The organism is Segatella copri (genome assembly GCF_051861805.1).
GTDB classification, from domain to species: domain Bacteria; phylum Bacteroidota; class Bacteroidia; order Bacteroidales; family Bacteroidaceae; genus Prevotella; species Prevotella copri_M.
This window is the reverse complement of sequence record NZ_CP146520.1, coordinates 560,081-581,711: the sequence shown is the minus strand read 5'-3', so window position 1 is coordinate 581,711 and position 21,631 is coordinate 560,081. Positions and strand designations below refer to the sequence as shown.

At 46.6% G+C, this 21,631-nt stretch carries 16 protein-coding genes; 3 read left to right on the top strand and 13 right to left on the bottom strand.

Features of this window, described 5'->3' with window-relative positions:
• Nucleotides 1-52 precede the first annotated feature (52 nt).
• Complete coding sequence (locus tag V8Z93_RS02200; RefSeq protein ID WP_439432265.1) at nucleotides 53-829, top strand: glycosyltransferase family 2 protein; 777 nt, start codon at nucleotides 53-55, stop codon at nucleotides 827-829.
• The gene (locus V8Z93_RS02195; RefSeq protein WP_439432264.1) at nucleotides 819-1,754 is read left to right on the top strand and encodes a glycosyltransferase family 2 protein; all 936 of its coding nucleotides are present in this window, start codon (nucleotides 819-821) and stop codon (nucleotides 1,752-1,754) included. The genes V8Z93_RS02200 and V8Z93_RS02195 overlap by 11 nt, the downstream gene beginning before the upstream one ends.
• A gap of 86 nt (nucleotides 1,755-1,840) precedes the next feature.
• Here the strand turns inward: V8Z93_RS02195 and V8Z93_RS02190 are convergent, their stop codons facing one another.
• The 8 genes from V8Z93_RS02190 to V8Z93_RS02155 form a co-directional block, all read right to left on the bottom strand.
• On the bottom strand, nucleotides 1,841-2,641 hold the full coding sequence (locus V8Z93_RS02190) for a glycosyltransferase family 2 protein (protein ID WP_439432263.1): 801 nt from the start codon (nucleotides 2,639-2,641) through the stop codon (nucleotides 1,841-1,843).
• 14 nt (nucleotides 2,642-2,655) lie between these two features.
• Nucleotides 2,656-3,441 carry a capsular polysaccharide synthesis protein gene (locus tag V8Z93_RS02185; protein WP_294857617.1) on the bottom strand — a complete coding sequence of 262 codons (786 nt, stop codon included), beginning with the start codon at nucleotides 3,439-3,441 and terminating at the stop codon, nucleotides 2,656-2,658.
• 127 nt (nucleotides 3,442-3,568) lie between these two features.
• On the bottom strand, nucleotides 3,569-4,387 hold the full coding sequence (locus tag V8Z93_RS02180; RefSeq protein ID WP_439432262.1) for an alpha-1,2-fucosyltransferase: 819 nt from the start codon (nucleotides 4,385-4,387) through the stop codon (nucleotides 3,569-3,571).
• 38 nt (nucleotides 4,388-4,425) lie between these two features.
• The gene (locus tag V8Z93_RS02175; protein WP_439432810.1) at nucleotides 4,426-5,352 is read right to left on the bottom strand and encodes a lysophospholipid acyltransferase family protein; all 927 of its coding nucleotides are present in this window, start codon (nucleotides 5,350-5,352) and stop codon (nucleotides 4,426-4,428) included.
• A 55-nt stretch (nucleotides 5,353-5,407) separates the two neighbouring features.
• Complete coding sequence (locus V8Z93_RS02170) at nucleotides 5,408-7,261, bottom strand: ABC transporter ATP-binding protein (protein ID WP_294430485.1); 1,854 nt, start codon at nucleotides 7,259-7,261, stop codon at nucleotides 5,408-5,410.
• 183 nt (nucleotides 7,262-7,444) lie between these two features.
• Complete coding sequence (gene miaB, locus V8Z93_RS02165; RefSeq protein ID WP_203049315.1) at nucleotides 7,445-8,779, bottom strand: tRNA (N6-isopentenyl adenosine(37)-C2)-methylthiotransferase MiaB; 1,335 nt, start codon at nucleotides 8,777-8,779, stop codon at nucleotides 7,445-7,447.
• 82 nt (nucleotides 8,780-8,861) lie between these two features.
• Nucleotides 8,862-9,815, bottom strand: coding sequence for a phosphatase PAP2 family protein (locus tag V8Z93_RS02160; RefSeq protein WP_367397632.1), 954 nt, complete (start codon nucleotides 9,813-9,815; stop codon nucleotides 8,862-8,864).
• A 19-nt stretch (nucleotides 9,816-9,834) separates the two neighbouring features.
• Nucleotides 9,835-10,830 (bottom strand): NAD-dependent epimerase/dehydratase family protein, encoded by a 996-nt coding sequence (locus tag V8Z93_RS02155; RefSeq protein ID WP_217763951.1) that lies wholly within the window; start codon nucleotides 10,828-10,830, stop codon nucleotides 9,835-9,837.
• A 137-nt stretch (nucleotides 10,831-10,967) separates the two neighbouring features.
• Between V8Z93_RS02155 and V8Z93_RS02150 the strand changes: the two genes are divergently transcribed.
• Nucleotides 10,968-12,230 carry a serine/threonine protein kinase gene (locus V8Z93_RS02150; protein ID WP_439432261.1) on the top strand — a complete coding sequence of 421 codons (1,263 nt, stop codon included), beginning with the start codon at nucleotides 10,968-10,970 and terminating at the stop codon, nucleotides 12,228-12,230.
• A 74-nt stretch (nucleotides 12,231-12,304) separates the two neighbouring features.
• Here V8Z93_RS02150 and V8Z93_RS02145 read toward each other — a convergent pair whose 3' ends face one another.
• The 5 genes from V8Z93_RS02145 to V8Z93_RS02125 form a co-directional block, all read right to left on the bottom strand.
• Nucleotides 12,305-14,095, bottom strand: coding sequence for a hypothetical protein (locus V8Z93_RS02145; protein ID WP_439432260.1), 1,791 nt, complete (start codon nucleotides 14,093-14,095; stop codon nucleotides 12,305-12,307).
• A gap of 145 nt (nucleotides 14,096-14,240) precedes the next feature.
• Nucleotides 14,241-16,163, bottom strand: a complete 1,923-nt coding sequence (locus V8Z93_RS02140; protein ID WP_439432259.1) for an LPP20 family lipoprotein — start codon at nucleotides 16,161-16,163, stop codon at nucleotides 14,241-14,243.
• Between the two features lie 3 nt (nucleotides 16,164-16,166).
• The gene (locus V8Z93_RS02135; RefSeq protein ID WP_203049305.1) at nucleotides 16,167-16,799 is read right to left on the bottom strand and encodes a hypothetical protein; all 633 of its coding nucleotides are present in this window, start codon (nucleotides 16,797-16,799) and stop codon (nucleotides 16,167-16,169) included.
• Nucleotides 16,800-16,889: 90 nt separating this feature from the next.
• The gene (locus V8Z93_RS02130) at nucleotides 16,890-17,669 is read right to left on the bottom strand and encodes an InlB B-repeat-containing protein (protein ID WP_203049304.1); all 780 of its coding nucleotides are present in this window, start codon (nucleotides 17,667-17,669) and stop codon (nucleotides 16,890-16,892) included.
• Nucleotides 17,670-17,721: 52 nt separating this feature from the next.
• A complete protein-coding gene (locus V8Z93_RS02125) occupies nucleotides 17,722-21,621 on the bottom strand; it encodes a leucine-rich repeat protein (protein WP_439432809.1) in 3,900 nt (1,299 codons plus the stop codon).
• Nucleotides 21,622-21,631: the final 10 nt, after the last annotated feature.

Below are 21,631 nucleotides of genomic sequence, written 5' to 3'. Positions count from 1 at the left end.
CTTAGGTAGCCCCCCAGAAAGATAAACGTAAAGTATCAATAGCCAAAGAGACATGAACAATAACAAGATATCTGTAGTTATCAATACATACAACGCATCAAAGTTCCTGGCGAGAGTCCTAGACTCCGTCAAGGACTTTGATGAGATAGTCATCTGTGATATGGAAAGCATGGACGACACGCTTGAGATAGCCCAGCGTTATGGGTGCAAGATAGTAACATTCAAGAAAAAAGGAGTTTCTATAGTAGAACCGGCACGCCAGTTTGCGATAGATGCAGCCTCCCATCCTTGGGTCTTGGTTGTGGATGCTGATGAGCTTGTCACGCCGGCGCTTCATGATTATCTCTATGCGAAGATAGCTGAGGCTCAGTGTCCGGACGGCATCAGTATCCCGAGAAAGAATTACTTCATGGGTCGCTTTATGCACAGCAGCTATCCCGACTACATTCTGCGCTTCTTCAGAAAGGACAAGACCCATTGGCCGCCGGTAATCCATACATCGCCGGTAGTAGATGGTGTTGTATATCGGGTTCCCCGCAACTGGGAAGAGCTGGCCTTCGAGCATCTTGCCAACGACAGCATTGCCGACATCATGCGCAAGAACAACACCTATAGCGACTATGAGGTAGAGCGCCGGAAGGACAAGCAATATGGTGTTGGTAAACTATTCTTGCGTCCAGTGTTTCGTATGTTTAAGGCTTATATTCTAAAAGGTGGGTGGCGTGATGGTGTGCCTGGGCTTGTTTATGCCTTGTTGATGGGTACGTACCAAATGTTGATTGTTGCAAAAGTGATAGAAAAAAATAAAAATCAGTATAATGGAGTCTGAAAATATAATTAAAAGATCGCAATCGATTATAAATCAAAAATCTTGTAAGTATATACCTGATGTAAGTATAATAGTTCCTATATATAATGTAGAGAAATATTTAAGACGCTGTATTGATAGCATCTTGTCTCAAACTTTTATTAGTTTTGAATTGCTCTTGATAGATGATGGAAGTACTGATGCTTCAGGAGCTATTTGTGATGAGTATGCTCTGATGGATAGGCGTATCCATGTTACTCACCAGATAAATAGGGGAGTTAGTGCGGCTCGTAATGTTGGATTGGATAAAAGTGTAGGTAAGTATGTATGCTTCGTTGATTCTGATGATTGGGTAACTTCCGATTATTTGGCCACACTTATGGAGCAAGTGCAGGGATTTGATGTTCTCTTTTTTGGCTTTTTTCTTAGATATAATGATGAAAGTTCTATGAGTTTATCATTGAGAAGGCAATGTGCTGTTAATGAAATAGAAAAAGAACAATTAATGTTGTCTTTGTGTAAGAATGATACAGGCTATAATGTTTTGGGTTATGCTTTCGATAAAATTTTTAGGAGAAATTTAATTGAAAAGTATAATTTGCGTTTTGATGAGAATATTTGTTTGGGAGAAGATGAAATCTTTGCTCTGGCATATTGTCTTAAGGCGCAATATTTAAAAGTAATACCTGATGTCCTTTATTATTATTCGCCAAGGGTAGGTGGATTGGCAAGTCAAAAGGAATCATATAAATCTTGCTACTCTAAATATAAGGCTCTAGTTGATAATATTATAGATATGGGGTCAAGTGAAATGTTGGAAATGTGGCATAAACGAGCTTATCATACGCTACAGGATGTGGCTAAAACACAAAAATATAATTTATTGTTTTACCTTTGGTTTCAACTGCGAGCTTTTTGGTATAGAATAAATTATAATCTTCATTAGATTCTGCAGATGATAGAATTGTAAAACTTTGCCTTTGATTGATGCTCTTATTTGTCAAAGGCAAAGTTTTTAAAAGAGTTTATCTGTTATCTGAGATATTTATCTATACCGTTCTCACACCAGGACAGGTGTTCTTTCTTAACTTTTTCGAGTTCCGTGAAATGGCGTTGCTCATTGTCTCTTGATGCTTCTTTGTGGTAGAGGTGATATACGGCGCCACCCATTTTCAAAGCTTTCTTCTTGACTCCTGCGAAGTGAAGGCGGAATGCGATTTCTCCATCTTCATGTCCCCATTGCATGAGGTCTTCATTATAGCCATTTACTTTGATGAGGTCTTCTTTCCAAAAGGCCATGTTGCAGCCGCGGAGATGGTCTATCTTCTTGGCGTATCTCAAGGCCATATAATGGCGTAAGAATTTGGAGCGGAAACTGTTGAGCAGAAAACTTGTTGGCATGTTCCAGATATTCAGCTTGAAATTCTTTGATGCCATGATGCGATGGGTTACTTCGGGAGAAAGCTTAACTCTACTTCCGCATACGAAATAATTTTTCTCTGCAAGCTCCAGATGGTCGCTCACGAAATGTGATGACAGTACCACGTCTCCATCTACTTGCAGGATATAGTCGCCTGTGATTTGGGCTATGGCCATATTCAAAATGATTGTTTTGCGAAAGCCTTTATCCTCATGCCATACATGCTTGATAGGGATGGTTGTTTCTTTCCTTAATTTGTCTATTAAATCCTTTGTGTCTTGTGTGGAACCATCGTCTGCAATGACTATCTCATCTGGAAGTATGGTCTGTGCAAACATGCTTCTTATCGAAAGTTCCAGGGCTTCCGGCCAATTGTATGTAGATACAAGGATACTAACTTTTATTTTTTTCATAATGGATGTTTTATTTAATTTATTGACTTGTAGAATGAAAAGAATTCATCAGGAATCTCTTTCTTGTAGGTGAGTTTATGCATAAAAGATTTTTCTTTGATTTTTGCTAACTCTTGTTGGTTGTTTGGTGTTCCTGACAAAATGAATTTCATCAAAGCTTGCGTCTCTTTCTCAGAAACAACAGGCATTTTCTGAAAATCTTCTCTTGCTTTAGAGTCTGAAGTAATGAGAGCCTTGAACATCAGATGGAGTTGAAAGTAATGTAGTAGTTTCTTTTCATGAAGCCACATCGTATTCATTAGCAAACACCATGCTTGCATTATATAGTTGTTTGGTTTAGCATGCATAAAACAACTTTGTATTTGTGTAAAAGCAAACTCCCCATACGCATGATACATGAATAGTGGTTGCTTATCCATCCATTCGGGGGTAGATTGGGTTAATAGGCAAGTTGCATCTATCCAATAACCTCCATATCTTGCTAAGAGATTGATACGTAAAATATCAGAAAACTGTGTATTGCTGATATTTCCCTTTCTCCATTTCTCAATGATGGTTGTTGGCAAGGTCAAATAGTCTGCAAAGTTTTCTGCCGTAATGATGATTCTCTTTTGGTTGCTCTTCTTGTATTTTTCTACAGAGTTCAAGCACATTTTTACCAAGTCTGGAGCTTGCTCTATGCCTTGCAGCCAACATTGCCAAATATATTCGATATTTTCATTTGCGCTTTTTTCAATAGGCAAATGGTGATAGTCATTTTTCAATGGCATCACATATTTGCGCAGGAAATATCGTTCCACTCTCTTGTCGTTGAGTGGATTAAGTGCATATCTTACTTTGTGCCTTAAAGATTTGTTAGGAATGACAGCAGAGCAGATAGTGCAGAACAGTTTTCTAAATGCTAGCCAAACATGGTTCATATCTATTCTATCTTATGTTACGGAATAATTGATTGAATTTATCAAATGAGTTTAAGGAGATTTTATCCTCCTTGTTTTCTATCCATAGGAGCGGAAGATCATGATACATGGCGGCTACCAGAGAGAATGTACTTGGAGCACCTATCAGATAATCACATTCCGAAAGCAGGCATAGGTCATCTTCTTGACCGCCCTGTGGAAATACGATGGTGGCACCTTTTAGCTGATCCCGATAGAATGACTTGTCAAGGGCAGGATCGTTGCTGCAGATATACACCGTCAACTGCTTATCTGGAAACAGCGACTGGAACTGCTGAATGTAATCTTGGTATACATCATCTTCAAAATAGTATTTCCCATTATGCCATGTCTTGTAGTCACCTCGGCGAATATGCACACCAAGCCTAATCTCATCAATCTTCTTTTTGCCCATGAAGGCCTGGGTTTTATCCAGAACAGGCTTGTCGAAGGAAAAGAGGTCTATGATTTCTGCTTTATACTTGATGAAGAGTTCGTAGAAACGGACACACCAGCCTTTTATCAGAACATGTTTATGACGGGCTACAATAGCAGCATCTCTTTCAATAGCCTCTTCGGCTATGTCGTTGAAATCCACGGTTGTTATCAGTCCCCATTTGGCTGCATACTTAGCCAATGCGTATGTGGCAAAGTTGTGCCAACGGGTGTGGCATATCTTGAAATACTGGTATTTATAGCAGAAACGCATGGATACGCTCTTCCTGCCATGCTCACGTGCCCAGGCGTAAACATGACCATATTGCAGGATATTGTTGCACATGCGTCCCTTGTCTGTTGCGAAAATCATATTTCTTTAATATAGATGTTATATTTTACTGGATATTATTATTCTGTTCTCATCTTATGTGTCACTGGGTCTACAATCTTCAGCCATTGCTCACGGGTTCGCTTCCAGCGGTTGTGAGTCCAGAGCCAGAAGGCTGGTTGGCGTTGGATGGATTTCTCCAGGGCTCGGAAATACATCTCGGTAATCTCGAATTCCTTGCATTCCTTTGGCTTGTCTGTCAGAAGCTTGAATTCACCCTTGTAGTAGCCTCGCTTTACCCGTTGCATATCAAGGTAATATACGGCAAAGTTGGCTTTTACGGCTATCTTCTCCGTTCCTGTCAATACTGGGGTGTCGTGGTGCAGAAAGTCTGTCCAGTAATGGATGTTGTTCCAGAACGGCACCTGGTCGGCGATGAAACCGATAACTATCTGTTTGCCTTCCTGGCGCATCTTTACGATTTTTCTCAGGGTTTCTGCCATAGGGATGCTGATGGAACCCAGGCGGTTGCGGAGATACAGGAAGAGTTTGTCGAAGGCGGGATTCTCCAGCACATGGTAAATCTGTCCGAAGGTGATGTCATCGCCAGCCCAGAGAGGCAGGGAGGTAACCCATTCCCAGTTGCAGTAATGTCCCAGATATATAGCGCACGACTGGCCTTTCTGGCATGATTCTCTTACTTTCTCTGCACCGATGAACTGCATGCGTTTCATCACCTGCTTCTTGCTCATCGTGAAGAGCTTGATGGTTTCTACGATATAGTCGCAGAACCAGGAGTAGAATTCCTTCTCTATCTTGATGCGCTCTGCCTCGCTTTTTTCAGGGAAAGAGTCGAAGAGATGTTTTCTTACCAGTGGGCGGCGGTATTTTACCACATAATAAATAAGGTAAAATAAGCCATCGCTGAGAATGTAGAGCACTCTCAGCGGCAGCAGAGACATCAAGTACCAAATGCAGAATACACTGCCATATAATATCTTCTTCATCATTTCTTCTTTCTGTAAGAATGCAAATTCAACATTCAACAAATTCTTTCTTATCCTACACCTGCTGCATGTCATGCAGCTTGCGGTAGTAACCGTTCTTGGCTATCAGATCCTCGTGGGTGCCTCGCTCCACGATTCTTCCCTCGTGCAGTACGCAGATTTCGTCGGCATTCTTGATGGTACTCAGGCGGTGGGCCACAGCCACGGTGGTACGGGTCTTCATCAATCTCTCCAGGGCATCCTGTACCAGGCGCTCGCTCTCTGTATCAAGAGCTGATGTTGCCTCGTCGAGAATGAGGATAGGAGGATTCTTGAGGATGGCACGGGCTATGCTCACACGCTGGCGCTGACCGCCGGAGAGTCTGCCGCCACGGTCGCCGATATTGGTATCGAATCCGTGCTCCGATTTGGTGATGAACTCGTAGGCATTGGCTATCTTAGCAGCATTGGCAATTTCCTCGTCGGTAGCATCTGTCTTGCCGAAGCGGATGTTGTCCTTGAAGCTGGCGTTGAAGAGGATAGCCTCCTGGTTCACATTACCTATCAGCTGGCGGAGGTCGTGCACGGCAAGGTCTTTCACGTTGATGCCGTCGATGAGCACCTCGCCCTCCTGTACATCGTAGTAACGGGGAATCAGGTCGAGCATTGTACTCTTTCCGCTACCGCTCTGTCCCACCAGTGCGATGGTCTTTCCCTTAGGAATCACCAGGTTGATATCCTTCAATACATAAACCAGCTCATCGTTCTGATGATCAGTATAGGCGAAGGAAACGTGGCGGAACTCTATCTGATGCTCGAAGCTGCTGATATGTTCAGGGTTCTCCTTGTCCTTGATTTCGATCTTGGCTTTCAGAATCTTGTCGATACGTGCCATGGAGGCGAGACCCTTAGGAATATTGTAGCTCGCCTTGGAGAATTCCTTCAGCGGGTTGATGATGCTGTAGAGCATCACGAGGTAGAAGATGATGGTAGGACCGTCTATTCTGCCGTAATCCAGAACCAGGATGCCGCCAAACCATAATACTACCACGATGAGGATGGTTCCCAGAAACTCACTCATCGGGTGTGCCATCTGCTGACGGATGTTCACGCGCATGATGTTGTCGCGATAACTGCTATTCACCTGGTTGAAGCGCCAGTTCATCTTACCTTCAGCACAGAAAGCCTTGATGATGCGCAATCCGCCCAAGGTCTCCTCTACCATACTCATCGTATCGCTCCAGAGACCTTGTGCCTCTGCACTCTGCGCCTTCAGTTTTCTACCCACATATCCCATGAACCAGCCGAATGGTGGCACAAAGAGGATGGTGAAGAGGGTGAGCTGCCAGCTGATGCAGATGAGCGTGATGAAATAGAAGAGAATCAGGATAGGATTCTTGAAAAGCATATCGAGCGACGACATGATGCTGTTCTCCACTTCCTGCACATCACCGCTCATTCGGGCGATGATATCTCCCTTGCGCTCCTCGCTGAAGAAACCCAGCGAAAGCGAGGTAATCTTCTGGTAGAGCTGGTTGCGGATATCGCGAACAATACCTGTACGGATAGGGATGATGGTGGCTGAAGACAGAAAATAGGCTCCCGTCTTGAGGAAAGTCATGAAGGCTAGGAACAAGCCGATAACCAGGAGAGCCAGCGATGCACTGTGCGCCACGATGAACTCCTGGATGTAATAATACAGGTTGTTGGTTGCCACTTCCTTGATGCTGCCCAGCGTTCCGTCCCATTCCATATAGTCGTTGGCACGGATGCCGCCATCTACCTGGAAGAGAATCTGCAGGATAGGAATCAAGGCTGCAAACGAAAATATGTTCAATACCGCAGACAGGATATTGAACAGAACAGAAAGCCCCAGATACTTCTTGTATGGAGGGACGAATCGGCGTAAGATTTGCAAAAATTCCTTCATAGGTGCAAATATAGTGTTTTTAAGGAAGACCGCCAAACTTTTGGCGGTCTTTCTTGACTTTTATTCTGTTTTTTCTTATAGGAGAGTCGTTTTGACTCTGTTTTTTCTTTTTCTGGGAGTATTTGGGTATATTTTCACTTCTTTTTCTAAAGAAGCATCCTTACTCTTTTAGAGGGAGCATCCTTACTCCTTCACTTCTTCTCCGAAGAGGGTAGCAGAGGTAGAACCGGTGATGCGGACCTTTACGAACTCTCCGATGTGGTGGTTGCCCTTGTCGATGACTACCGCCTTGTTCTGCTCGGTACGGCCCATCATCTGCTCACGGCTGCGCTTACTGAAGTTCTCGATGAGGATGGTGAATTCCTTGCCCTCGTCCTTCTTGTTCTGCTCGGCACTCACCTCGGTCTGCAGCTTGATCAGCTCGTTGAGGCGGGCTATCTTGGTTTCCTCAGAAACGTTGTCTGGCAGATGCTTGGCAGCGTAGGTGCCAGGGCGCTCTGAATACTTGAACATGAAGGCGCTGTCGAAGCCTACTTCCTTCACCAGCGAGAGGGTTTCCTGATGGTCTTCCTCTGTCTCGTCGTGATAACCCACGAAGATGTCGGTGGTGATGCCGCAGCCTGGGATGATGCGCTTGATGTCAGCGATGTGCTGCAGATACTCCTCACGGGTGTATTTGCGGTTCATCAGCTTCAGTATCTTGTTACTTCCGCTCTGGGCTGGGAAGTGGATGTGCTTGCAGAGGTTTGGCTCCTCGGCGATGGCCTGCAGGATGTCCTCGGTCATATCTTCCGGGTTAGAGGTGGTGAAGCGTACACGCATGTCTGGCACTGCCTGGGCTACCATGTGGAGGAGTTCGGCGAAGGAAAGACTGCCTTCCTCGCGCTTGCCCGATGGCGAGAGACCATAGCTGTTTACGTTCTGTCCCAGCAGGGTAACCTCCTTGAAACCACGGTCGTGCAGGTCGCGCACCTCACGCAGGATGCTCTCGGCATCGCGGCTGCGCTCACGTCCACGGGTATAAGGCACGATGCAGTAGTGGCAGAAGTTGTTGCAACCACGCATGATGCTTACGAAACCGCTCACTCTGTTGCCACCGATGCGCTGAGGCACGATGTCACGGTAGGTCTCGGTCTTTGAAAGTTCTATGTTGATGGCGTTGGTACCCATCTCGCACTGCGCAATCAAATCCGGCAGGTTGAGATAGCTGTCTGGTCCACAGACCAGGTTGGCATAGTGGTTCTGGATGAGGTCATCCTTCACGCGCTCAGCCATGCAGCCCAATACGCCGAGAATCACCTTTCTTCCCTTCTTCTGCTCAGCATGCAGGGTGTCGAGGCGATGGTAAATCTTGTTCTCCGCATTCTCACGAATGCTGCAGGTGTTCAGGAAGATGGCATCAGCCTCTTCTTCCTTCTCGCAAATTTCGTAGCCTGCCATCTGCATCACAGAGGCAACTACCTCGCTGTCTGCCACGTTCATCTGGCAGCCATAGGTCTCAATAAACAGTTTCTTCATTGTTCTAGATGAATTCTAATTTATATATTAATGTATAACTATGATTTCTTTTTTAGCATCCCCGATGCCGTCATCATTTACATCATTTCATGTTCTTCGATGCTGCCATCAGCAGGAAGTAGAATACCACGGCAGAGATCCATCCGGCGATGGCATCGATGAGATAATGTGCCTGGATATACACGGTGGCCATGCACAGGAAGATGTAGAATGGCAGCATGGTGAAGAGCAGCTTGCGGTTTCTGCTGTGCCAGGCAAGGAGCATGCAGATGGTGCTTACGCCCACGTGCGAACTCGGAAAGGCGGCGGTAGGTCGCTCTCCGGCTTCCTTGGCGTCCTCCACCAGCTGGTAGAAGATTCCGTCGGTATATCCCGGGGTAGGCAGACAGTTGGTATGGGTGTTGAAGTAATCGCCCAGTGCTGGGAAGATGCCCTTGGCTATATCCTGCACACCCACGGCATCAAAGTAGAACGTAGGTCCCACCACCGGCACGTAGATGTAGATGAGATAGTAGAGGAAGAAGCTGGCGAGCAGCACAAAGCTAGCTCTTTCTGCCTCGTAGTATCTGCAGAAGAAATAGTAGAGCACCACTGCTGCTATCATCGGATAATACATGAAGTAGCCCATCGACATCAGCTCGCTCACCACCGCCCACGGCAACGCCTTGGCAAAGAGCAGGGCTGGCTGGCATCCAAAGAGGTCCTGTTCCCATCCTGCGAAGATATGGTCCAGGTTGGGGAACATGCGGTTGATCTCGTAAGTGTCTGGATACCACCAGGCAAGCAGGGCAATTTGTGCCATGATGCGCACCATCTTCGTTATCCTGCATGGAATCATGCGGTATACGCCCCAGAGGGCGAGGGTGATGACTAGAATTCTCAATCGTCCCCAAAGCATCGATTCCGGGTTCACCACCTTGGTAAAGGCGAAGAGCATGGTAATCACGGTGATGGCCATATAGCCCAACATCGCCCATTCCAGTGGCAGGAGTCCCTTCTTTGGGTTCTTGTCTATCTTAAAATAATCTTTTATCATTAATCAATGTTTATAGTTTTTACAGCCATCCGTTATCCTTATACCATTTGATGGCGATTTTCACGCCTCTTCTCAATGGATAGTGGGGATGATAGCCCAGCTCGTCCATGGCTGGCTCGATGTCACATCGCCAGTTGCGCTGCTTCAGGATGTTATACTTGTCGTTGTTCAGTGCCGACATCTTTCCGGTCATTCTTCCCAGGTATTCGCCCACGAAGGTTACGATGCGCAATACCCAGATAGGCGCCTTGATGCGCAGCATCCATGGATTGCCCAATTCCTTCTGAATCAGGTTGCTGAAGGTTTCCGACTGGTATACCTCGCCATCGCTGAGGAAGTATTTCCTGCCGTTCATACCGTGGTCCAGAGCCAGGAACACAGCCTGCACCACATCCTGAACATACACAAAGGTGATGTCCTGACGCTTGAATCCTACGGCGAAATCCACGTGCTGCCTGATGCTCTGAGCCATGAGGAAATAGTCTTTTTCTCGGGGCCCGTATACGCCGGTAGGGCGCAGGATGATATAAGGGAAGTTGTTGCCGATGCTGTCCAGATAGCGTTCTGCGGCAAGCTTGCTCTTGCCGTATGCCGTATTGGGCTTAGGCACATCGTTCTCACTGATTTCCTGATAAGGCTGGTCCTCACGGATGGCTCCGAAGATGCTGAGCGAACTGACGAATACAAATCGCTTGATGGGCATTCCCAGGTGCAGGATGGCATTCACCAGGTGCTTGGTGCCCTCGGTGTTCACCTTATAGAAATCCTCTGCATGCAGGCACTTGGTGGCACCGGCTGCATGCACTATATAGTCGAACTCGTGCGGGGCGAGTTCCTTCTCCAACTCTTCCTCTGAAGAAAGATTGAGATTGATGAAATGGATGCGATCGTCTTGCAGATATTTTCTGGAACTGCTGGGGCGTACTGCCGCCCAGGTCTCCATGCCTTGTCTTAAGGCTTCTTCCACGATGTAACTGCCGATGAATCCCGACGCACCCGTTACTAGAATCTTCATTAATTAATTATGTAAAATTGCAATTTCGCTGCAAAATTACAACAAAAAAATGAGTTATCATGCATGTTTTGCCGAAATATGACGAAAATATTTAATTTCTTTGTCGTATTTGTATAAAAATGTAGTATCTTTGCAGTATGGAACAAATTTCGGGATTCTATTTCCCTCTTTCTGGTCAGACTTCCTCCGATTTCTCGGAAATGGAGGAAATCTCGGTTGGTGGCTTTAATGTCCTCATTCGTGCCAAGCGTGATGGCAAATGGTGGGTGTTGAAGGCGCTGGCTCCCGATGTACGCCATAACGAAGTGTTCCGAAGTCTGTTGCATAAGGAGTATGATATCCTTTCCAAGATTCAGCATCCGGGCGTGGTTTACGTGGAGGGCATCGAAGAGGTGGATGGCTACGGAGAATGCCTGGTGCAGGAATGGATTGATGGCGTTACTCTGGATGAATGGCTCAGCACGCCGCATACCCGGTCGCAGCGCAGGCAGGTGGCTCACCAGCTGCTCGAAGTGATGGAGTATGTGCATAGCCAGCAGGTGGTGCATCGCGACCTGAAACTCTCGAACATCATGGTTACGCGCAGCGGAAGCGTGGTGAAGGTGATTGACTTCGGATTGTCGGATGCCGATTACTATGCCATATTGAAGTCGCCTGCGGGCACCGAGGGATATATCTCGCCCGAACAGCAGCGGGGTGGACCCACCGATGTGCGCAACGACATCTACAGTCTGGGCATCATCCTGGATAAGTTGCAGCTCGGCTTGTCCTGCAGACTTTCCATCGGGCGCTGTCTCTGTCCCCTCGAAGCTCGCTATTCTAATGTAGCTGCCCTGCGTCATCACATTCTGTTTCTCCACCGTTCCCTGCTAGCACTTTGGATAGTTCTGGGGGTGCTGCTGGTGGGCATCGCCGGAGGTGCTATATATAATAAGGTGAACCAGCCCGAAACCATCTATGATGTGGTATCCCAGTTTAAGGTGGGCAACTTTCTGTGTACTTCCTGGGGCGGCGGTGTTGTTTCGCTGAAGGCCATTAACCAGAAGGATTCCTGCATCGAGGTTCCCAAGTCGGTGACTTATCAGGGCATGACCTATAAGGTGGATGAGATTGAGAAGGAAGCCTTTGCCCATCATCAGGTGTTGAAACGTCTGGTGTTCCCGGATACCCGCCTTCATCTGATGCGTGACATCGTTACCGGAAGTCCTCATCTGGAGGAGATTATCTTCCGCAGCAATCAGCCGCCGGTCATAGGCAATGCCATCTGGAAAACCAAAATCACGGATGTGTTTGAGGCTCCTTGCTTTGAAAAGGTAAAGCTGATGGTTCCCAAGGGTAGCCTCGCTGTTTATCGCGATTCCCCTTGGGGCAGGTTCCGGCATATTGAGGAATATGAATAAGATAAGACGGAAAATATAAAAGCCAAAAGGCGCCCACCCAGGTGAGCGCCTTTTGGCTTTTATATCATTTCTTTTTAGTACCACACTTCAATCTGTGGCGACTCTTTTGCGTAACTTGGCATGCATCTGCCTATTCTTGCGCCAATATAGGTTGGGTCGCAGATATAGTAGGTCTTGCCCTTGTATTCGTAAGATGTGCCGTTTGCCACTGGCTGGTTGAAAGCCACGGCAGTACATTCATGACCAGGGAACTGGATGAGATGTACATCAAGGCCCAGAATCTCGTGCACCAGATAGGCGTAGAAGATGGCGCGGTCTTCGCAGTCGCACAGCGGATAATAGAGCGTCTCCTCAAAGTAGAAGTACTTCTCGCGCTTAAACTGCTCATCGTCTGTGGCGTATGGGAAACCCTTCTGTATGAATCTCAGAATTCGGTTGGCTGCATCCTGTTCGTCCAAACCTGCCACCTGGGTGCGGATTTGCTCCACCACTTCGTTGCGGAACTTCTTGTCTACCACGCTGGAAGCCACGGTAGGAATATCTATCACCGGATATTCATCGAGCATCGGCATGATGCCTGTAGGCACTTCGCCCTTCAGAGTGATGCCCGCCGCCTCGTAGCTGAATGGCTTGGTGCCGCTTCCTATCACGGTCTTTCCGGTGAATCTCAGCTCCATGTCCTTACCCAGTTCTGCATCCTTAGGCAGGTCGCAGGTGCGGAAAGCGCCGCTGTCGTCGATGTTCGGATAGATATAGTACTTCTTGCCGTCGATGTTGATGTATGATTTCTCAAACACGTGCTCGGCGTAAGGCACGAGCATCGCCACCTGGTGGTCGTTCATACCCAATCGGATGTTGTAGCCGCAGTTCACCAGAACATACTGTGCCGCCACAATCTTTTCGTTCTGGCTGGCGTTCGGCATCACGGCGTTGATGTATTTCTCTACGAGCATGGCAGAAGCCCAGTCGCTGAGTCCCATCTTGCGCGATTCCGTGGCGAAAGCCTGGGTCACCTCCTTGAGGTCTGATTTCTTTAGGCTTTTCCAGTAAGCCACCACGTCGTTGGTAGAGGCGATGTCCTTCTTTGCCAGCAATATGGCCTTCTGGAACTGGATGTTCTCTCCGTAGTAATCCACGTCGATGGTCTGCTTGCTCACTGGCACCTTCACATGTCCGATATTCGGCAGTGCCGGCATAACTGGGATGGCAGATACGGCTGGCATCAGCGGGAGTTCGATGCCCGAACCGGTGTATTCGATGTCAGGAATATCCGGCTTCACCTCCGGCAGCTTCGGCTTGTTTACTGGGTCAACGCCTGGACGGATGGTAGGTGCCTTCGGATTCTTCTTGCTGGTAGGCACCTTTGCCAGTGGGTCGGTAGGCAGTGCCGGCACCTTGGTAAGGTCTGGCTTCTTGTTGATTTCGCCCAATCCACCTTCAGGGATATCGATGCCCGAACCGGTGTAGTCGATATCTGGAATATCCGGCTTCACCTCCGGCAGCTTCGGCTTGTTCACAGGGTCGATGGTAGGGCGCACCTTAGGTGCAATCGGACTCACCGGCATCTTAGGCTTCACGGTCACCGGCTTTTCCGGCTGCTTAGGCTCCGTATAAGTAGGTGGAGTCTTTGGCTTAGGAACCTGCGATCGTATATCTCCCTTAAATTTCTTATACTCTTTCCACACACCTTGCATGTACTTATCGTAGTCGGTAAGTATGGTGTTGCGGAACTTGTTGTAGTCGTCCATCATGCCTTGTCTTGCCTGCTGGAACTGCTTCACGAAGTCATCGTTCTGCGCAAAGGATGGTGTTGCCTGTAAGCCAAGCAACAGTATCATGCTGAGTGTAGGATATATTCTTTTCATAAGCTCTTTTTTATGTTGTACACTATTATAAAGATAGATATCTGTTGCAAAGATACTATTTTTTTCTTTATAGTCAAACAAAATTCATAAAAAAAGCTCTCCACCCCATTATTTTTTTGGGATAGAGAGCCTGACAGTATAGTTCTTAGAAGTTACCTGGCCCGATAATACCCCAATCTCTATTCGAACGTGGCAGGTTCGAATTGATGTTCGGGTTGCGGTCTGGCTGCCAGGTTCTTACCTTGATGGATGGATTCTCAGGGTCGTTGAAATCCACCATCAGGAACAGGTAGCCATGATCGCCATAGTTGGATGAATAGTAATCCTGTTTAATCTGGATGCCGTAGGTCTCGCCTCCGGCGCCCATCTTCACCACGTCGTTGTCGGCAAAGCGGATATTGATAAACTGGTTGCTCTGGAAGCACATCTTCAGCTTTCTCAGATACTCGCTCTTGGTCTGACGGGTATATTTTATCAGTGGCTTGTTGTCGCCGAAGGTTGATGCCTGATCCTCCATGCTGAGTCTTGGATTCCTCTTGATCACATGACCCGTGATGATGGTGGCATTGTCGTCGAACACGCTCTCCAGATAGTCGAGTCGCTTCAGGGCGAAGGCGGTCTTGTAGTTCTCCAGGAAGGTGGCTATCACCATCTTGGCATAGTCGCTCCAGGCACCCACACCCTTGTCGAAGATGTCGGTCTTCGCCTGGCTGCCCAGTCCGAATGCCACGCATTCTATCTTCCTATCCTCGCCGAAGGTGAAGGTTACGTCTTCCACGAACTTGCGCTTGTTGTTCCTGAAGGAGAATGCCATCGGTATGCTGCGGCACACCACGCGCTTGCCCATTGTGTAGAACGAGAACTGCGGGTTGCCCAGCAGTCGTGCCTGTCCGTAGTTGAGCAGCTTCTTGTACATCTCCAGTCCGTCGGCAGAGAAGCAGTCGTTTACGCTGTCATATTGCCGGGTCTTGATGGCGTTCACCACGCGGTTCATGATTCCGGCGAGCTGTTTCTCGTCGTTCACCTTGCTCAGCGTTTCCAGGTTGGCAGCCGATTCCGTCTTCACCGATTTCTCGAATTCTTTCCTGGCTTCGCTGGATACCGCCGATTTCTTGTCGAGGTTGCTGATGTATACGGATGCGTTCTTGAATGGTGTGCCCTTGAAGAGCTGCATCACGCTTTCCAGCTCCTTGTCTATCTGGCACTGGTCGGCGTATTCATATTCGTATTTCAGCTGCAGGCTGTTCACGTCAACGCCTGGGCGCAGTTCCACGATTCCCATTCCGTCTTTGGCACTGTAGAGGTTGCTCCAGGTCTGACCGTCGAAGTAGGTGTAGTCGATGCTGGTCACCGGTTCGCCCTTGTATTTGATGAAGAGATTGATGTCGTTGCCGTCTTTGCTGGCTATTTGGGTAGATAGATTACTCATGATCTCTTCTATCTGTTGTGGAATCCAGGTTACGAGCAGTCGCTGTTCGCCGTCGATGTCCATCTTCACGCTGTTGGGATACTGCAGACTTCTTACCATGGCGAAAGCCCAGTAGTAGTTGCGCAGGGCGTCGTCAATCTTCGCCTTTTCCTCGGCTCTCATTGCCGACCTCACATAGTCGAACACCTTTTCCTTGCGTTCGTTGAAGATCTTGATCACCTCGCTGCTCTTGATGTATCTCAGCACATGGGTCTGTGGCGCATTGCTGATAACGAGGTTGTTGGTATTGGTGAGGGTAGCCTGAGCATAGCTGTTCATCACCGAAGTCACCGCCGTCTTCGAATCGAATCCGCTGTTGGTGTTCAGTTCTTCTTCGTTAATCTGGAAGGAGTTGGAAACATGGAGCGAAATCTTGCTGATCAGGTCGTTGAGTGCAGCCTGGTCGGCAGAGGAATAGGTGTCACCCCATCCTTCTCCGCAGATGTAGCTCGCATCGTTTTTCAGTTCTTCCGCCTTCTGCTCTGCCTTCAGTTCTGCTTTCTGTGCCGCCTTTTTCTCGCTGGCACTCTGTGCGCAGCAGGGGATAGGGAGGCAAGTAATCAGTGCGAAGGCAAGGAGCATTTTCAGTAGTCTGTGCATAGGTTACTCTGGCTTGAATCCTTCCTTTACGAATTTGCTGACGAGACTTGCGTATTTCTGTGCGGCAGCCGATTCCTTAGCCGCATTCTCCAGGGCAGCCAGGCGTGCCTTGGTAGCCGCATCCTGGTTTACGATGAAGAAGCTCTGCATCTCGTAGGTGCCGTCGCCCAGGTCGTGAATCATGCTGAAACTCTCCTGCATCTCACCCTTGATTTCCTTTTCCACCAGGGTCTGGTAGGCTGCATAGAAGTTGTCTTTCTCCAGACTGTCGCTGGCGGCGATGTCGCTCACGATTCTTGCCTGTATGTTGCTGCCAGCCTGACGTGCATAGGTGTTGCAGGCATTGTTGATGGCTGTCTGATGACCGATATTCTTTGATTTGAACTTAGAGGCGATGCCTACGATTTCGAAGGCATTGTCTCCGCCCTTGGCGAGTTTGTCGTAATGGGAGAGCAGCGCAACTTCCAGGGAACGTGAAGAGGCATAGATTTGCCATTTCTCTTTCTTGAATTGCTTCATCTTCACCTTGTACTCTTTCTTGAGCTGTTTCTCCAAGATTGAATTCTGTGCTTGTGCTGTGGTGCAGTTCAAGGTCAGTGCCAGGGCTGCCACCATCATGATCATAATCTTTCTCATAATTATACCAATTTTTATTCTATTATCACTTGTTTTTTATTTTCCCTTAAGGCTAAAAATAATTAGCCTTAAGGGTAAATATATTTAGCCTTAAGGGAAAATTTTCCTGTGGTTCTGGATGTATATCTTTCCCTTCACCATCTGTTTCACTTCCCTGCCGCTCAAATCGTAGATTCGGCGGTCGGCTGGTTGCTTTCTGTCATCTGCCGTCGGGGCGATGATGCCGTTCTCCACATCATCCTGTCCCGGATTCTGTGGCTCGCCCGGAGCATCCGGGTCGTAGACGAAGTGGGCGGTAAGCGTGGTGTGGGCTTCCGGCATCAGGAAGTTGAAACCTGCCTCTTCGCTTACCAGACTGTCGCCTTCGTACCAACCTTCAAAGCGGAACCCCTGACTGGCATAGGCTTGCAGCCATACCTCCTGTCCTGCCTCTGTCTTCTCGCCGCTGGTTCTGTTGAACGAGCAACTGCCTTCCTTGTTGGTGTTCAGGTAGAGGCGGTAGGGGTTCGAGGTGACTGGCTCATCGGGCGGAAGAGGGTCATAGCCGAACACAGCCACAAACTTCACGTTCTTCGCCTCCATCTTGTAGGTGAACTCCTGGTCGGTGGTATATTCCTTGCCATCCTTCAGCCAGTACTTGAAGTAGTAGTTGCTGTTGGATGAGGAGGTTCTTATCTGTACCTCCTCGTCCTCGAAGTATTCGCCGCTTCCCGAAGTATAACCATACTCCGCTTCCACGTTCACCTTATATCTCAGATAGGGTTCGGGTGGAGCAGGAGGGTCGAAATCGGGGGTGGTTGCCCCAAGCTGACCGCTGCCCACAAGGAGCAGCAGCCATGCCAGGATATGATATCTTAATAGTCTATTCATGATCATTCGATTTTCTGACTATACCTTATTATATATATAACCTGCTGAGGCTTTACTTCACCATCACCTTGGTGCTCATGCCGTTCACCTTGACGATGTAGACACCGGCTGACAGGCGGAGTATTCCGTCGCTGTTGCTTGAAGCCACCTGGGCACCATTGAGGTTATAAACATCTACGTTCTTGCCGTTGCAGCCATTAATCTGGATGCCCTCTTCGGTAGGCAGAATGTTCACGCCAGTCTTCTTCACTACGTCGGCGATGCTGGTTACGCTGCTGTTTGGTGTCAGCAGGAATCGCTTGTTGAAGGTTCCTGCCTCGCTGGTAAACTCATAGTCGCCGTTGGTGAGGTCGATGGTGATACCTGCCACGTTATCCTTCAGCAACATTGGCTGGTCCATGCGTACTGCCGAGATGGTAAAGGTGCCAGACTTCTTGGCGGTGAAGCCGAGCTGAACGCTACCCATAGGACGCTCGTTGATGGCAAACTTGGTACCCTTGCCTTCCACGCTGTAGAGCTGAGGAGCCTGGGTCAGAGTCATGAACTTGGCTGCATCGCAATCCATTTCGTAGTTGCGGCTCTTCTTGTCGTTGAATACCACACGGGTCTTGTCGCTGAGTGAACCGTCGCTTACGTTCAGGTTGATGATCATACGGCTAGGAACGAATCCACGAGCCAGTCTTCTAGCCTTGGTTTCCTGCGCTCTGATTTCGCTACCGGTCTTGGTGAGTCGGTCTTCAGCCTTGAACTCGATGGTGCTTGAAGCGGTAGGCTTCTGTACGAAGAATGCCTGGAATGGATGCAGGGTGTAGTCATCGTCGCCAGGGCGTACAGCCTCGTAAGAGTTTCCGTTCCAAACGGTGATAGGCGCCTCGTAGCCGAGGTCGTTCACGTTGTAGTAGCTGGTCTGAGGGTTACCGATGAAGTTCCAGCTTGCATCGAAGTTGTTGCCAGAAGGGAACACATCGAGTTCCTTCATGATGTTGTTGGCATCGAGTTGTCCGAACTTCTCCTTGGTTACCTTGAGGGTGAGTGTTCCAGCCTTGTTGGTCTGGAAGATATAACCCTTGCCCTGTTTGAGCCATTCCTCGTTATCTGGCAGATTAACCCATCCGCCGCTGCCTTGGTCGGCACGGATAGAGCCGTCGTACATCTTCCATTTATATTCTCCCGGAGCCTTAGTATCAGAGAGTTTGATATCGAATGGGAAGCTGAAGAAGTACCATTTGTTATCAGAAACAGAGATGTCGAATCTCATTTTCTTGGCGTTGAGGTTGCCGTCGGTGATGAGGGTTCCTGAGTTTCCTTTATCTCCGTCGCCCTTGATGGTTACGTCGCCAGCCTCCTGGTTATCTTTTCCATCCACCTTCAATCCTCCGTCTTCCTTGATATCGATATCTGGTGTTCCGTCGAATCGCTTGTCTTCGAGTGTAAACTCCTTGTCGAGATAGAAGTATTTATAAGGTTCATTAAACTCATGTATCTCCTTAAACTGGCTCCACTGCGTATTGAGATAATAGTTATCCACGCTCTGGGTTGGGACGTAGAGGGCGATGTTTGAGAAGTTACTGAATGTGCCTTGACTAATAGAGATAGGGAGTACGGTGTAAGCGTAAACCTTCTCAAGGTTGCAGCCAGAGAATGCTCCATCATCTATCTTTTCCAGGGTACTAGGTACTCGTAGTTCTTTCAAATTATGATTGTATGCAAAAGCATAATCACCTATATATGTAAGACCAGGTAGACTGACGCTATCAAGTCTACATTCATTAAATGCATTACGTTTAATTATTTTTACGGATGATGGTATGCTTACGGAACTTAAACTTGATTGGAAGAAACAATTATCTGGAATAATCTCAAGTGCTTCAGGGAGGATAATATTTTGTATTTTATTACACCAAGCGAAACACCATTCCCCTAATTTCGATCCGATGGGTAGATTGATATTAGCTATATCGCTCGAATTAAAAGCTCGTTCTTCGATTTCTATATTTTGTTTTTCTTGAAAGATAACATCTCTTACGCTGCAAGAATTAAAAGCATTATCTCCGATTTTTTTTATACTTTTAGGAATCTTAATGCTGATAAGATGCTTTACACCATTAAAAGCATTGGCGCCAAGAACACTGTCTTCGCTGCAACATCCTTCGTAATATTCGTAAGGATTAGCCACAATATCAGCATCTGACAAATCAAGATGATGCAGATTATCCATCTTGTTACGGAACAACATAATGTCATAGCCATTAATCGTACCGCTAACCTTCAGCGAAACGATATTATTCAAGTTATTTTTATCTAATTGTTGCAACAAACCAGGTGCATTGTCCTGGGCTGTCGTTTTGACATCATAATCCAATTTTGTTCCAATAGCAAAGATTTGACCAGCAAAATCTTTCCAAACATCAGCTGTTTTATAAGCATTGAGTGCTTCTTCTGGAACCAATACTACTGCATTTCGTTCGAAAGAACTGCCAAGTGATGGTACTTTTGTAGCGTTGATAGTGATATAGTTTATTCCAGGAAAAGCATTATTTCCGATAGAGCTAATAGTTGCAGGAATAGTTATGCTATCTATATTGCAACCTTCGAATGCTGAGCTACCGATGGTGTTTATATTCCCTAAATCAACACTTTTCAGATTGTTGCAATTTTTAAAAGTATTATCAGCAATATCTTGTACCGACGCAGGAATAACCACGTTAGTAAGTCCTGTTCCTTCGAATGCTGAGCTACCGATGGTATTTATATTCCCTAAATCAACACTTTTCAGATTGTTGCAATTTTTAAAAGCATTACCACCAATGGAGTTTATATTCCCTAAATCAACACTTTTCAGATTGTTGCAATTTTTAAAAGTATTACTAGCAATATTTCTTACCGACGCAGGAATAACCACGCTAGTAAGTCCTGTACCTTCGAATGCCGAGTAACCAATGGAGTTTATATTCCCTAAATCAACACTTTTCAGATTGTTGCAATTTTTAAAAGCATCACCAGCAATATCTTTTACCGACGCAGGAATAACCACGCTAGTAAGTCCTGTACCTTCGAATGCTGATTCACCAATGGAGTTTATATTCCCTAAATCAACACTTTTCAGATTGTTGCAATTTTTAAAAGTATTATCCTCAATATCTTTTACCGACGCAGGAATAACCACGCTAGTAAGTCCTGTACCTTCGAATGCTGATCTTCCAATTGATGTAATATTTGAAAAATCAAAACTAGTAAGCGCAGAGCACCCTGAGAAAAAACATACAGGAATTTCTGTTAATGTTTTGGGAAGAATAACAGTCTTTAAACTTGTACATCCATTAAAGGTTCCTCCGTACCCAGTAGCTATAGAGAAAAATATACAATTTTGCAAGTCTATGGATTGTAATGAACTACAACCTCCAAATGCGCCGTCTCCTATTTCTGTAACGCTAGATGTCTCTCCTAAAGACTTTAGTTTAGGGCAATTTTGAAAAGATACTTTTTCAATAGTTTTGCAAACCTTTAGTATTACAGATTCAAGATTTTTACAACCATTAAAGCCATGTACAAATTTACAACCACTTAAATCTATTGTTGTAAGATTTGTATGTTCAAAGGCTGAGTTACGACATTTTTTTATATACTGTGAATTTATGACTTCCTTTAAATTAGAACAACTTTCAAATGCTCCATCTATGATAATAGAGTCTTTTGGAAGTGTTACTTTTGTGATAGTTGAATTTTGAAAAGTATTATAAAGCTTATCTACAGTATAAGCAGTTTCTCCATCATATACTTTTTCTGGCACAACAACTTCTGCCCCATAATTTGAGGCACCAGTAAGTGTTGCGTAATCTTTATAAGTTGCAGTTTCTTCATCATATTCTGAGGTAGTACTGCATGTCCATGTCACGCCATTCTCATCCGTATAATCGAATGCGAAGCCATGCAATATGAAGCAGAAAAGCATCAGTGTTAAT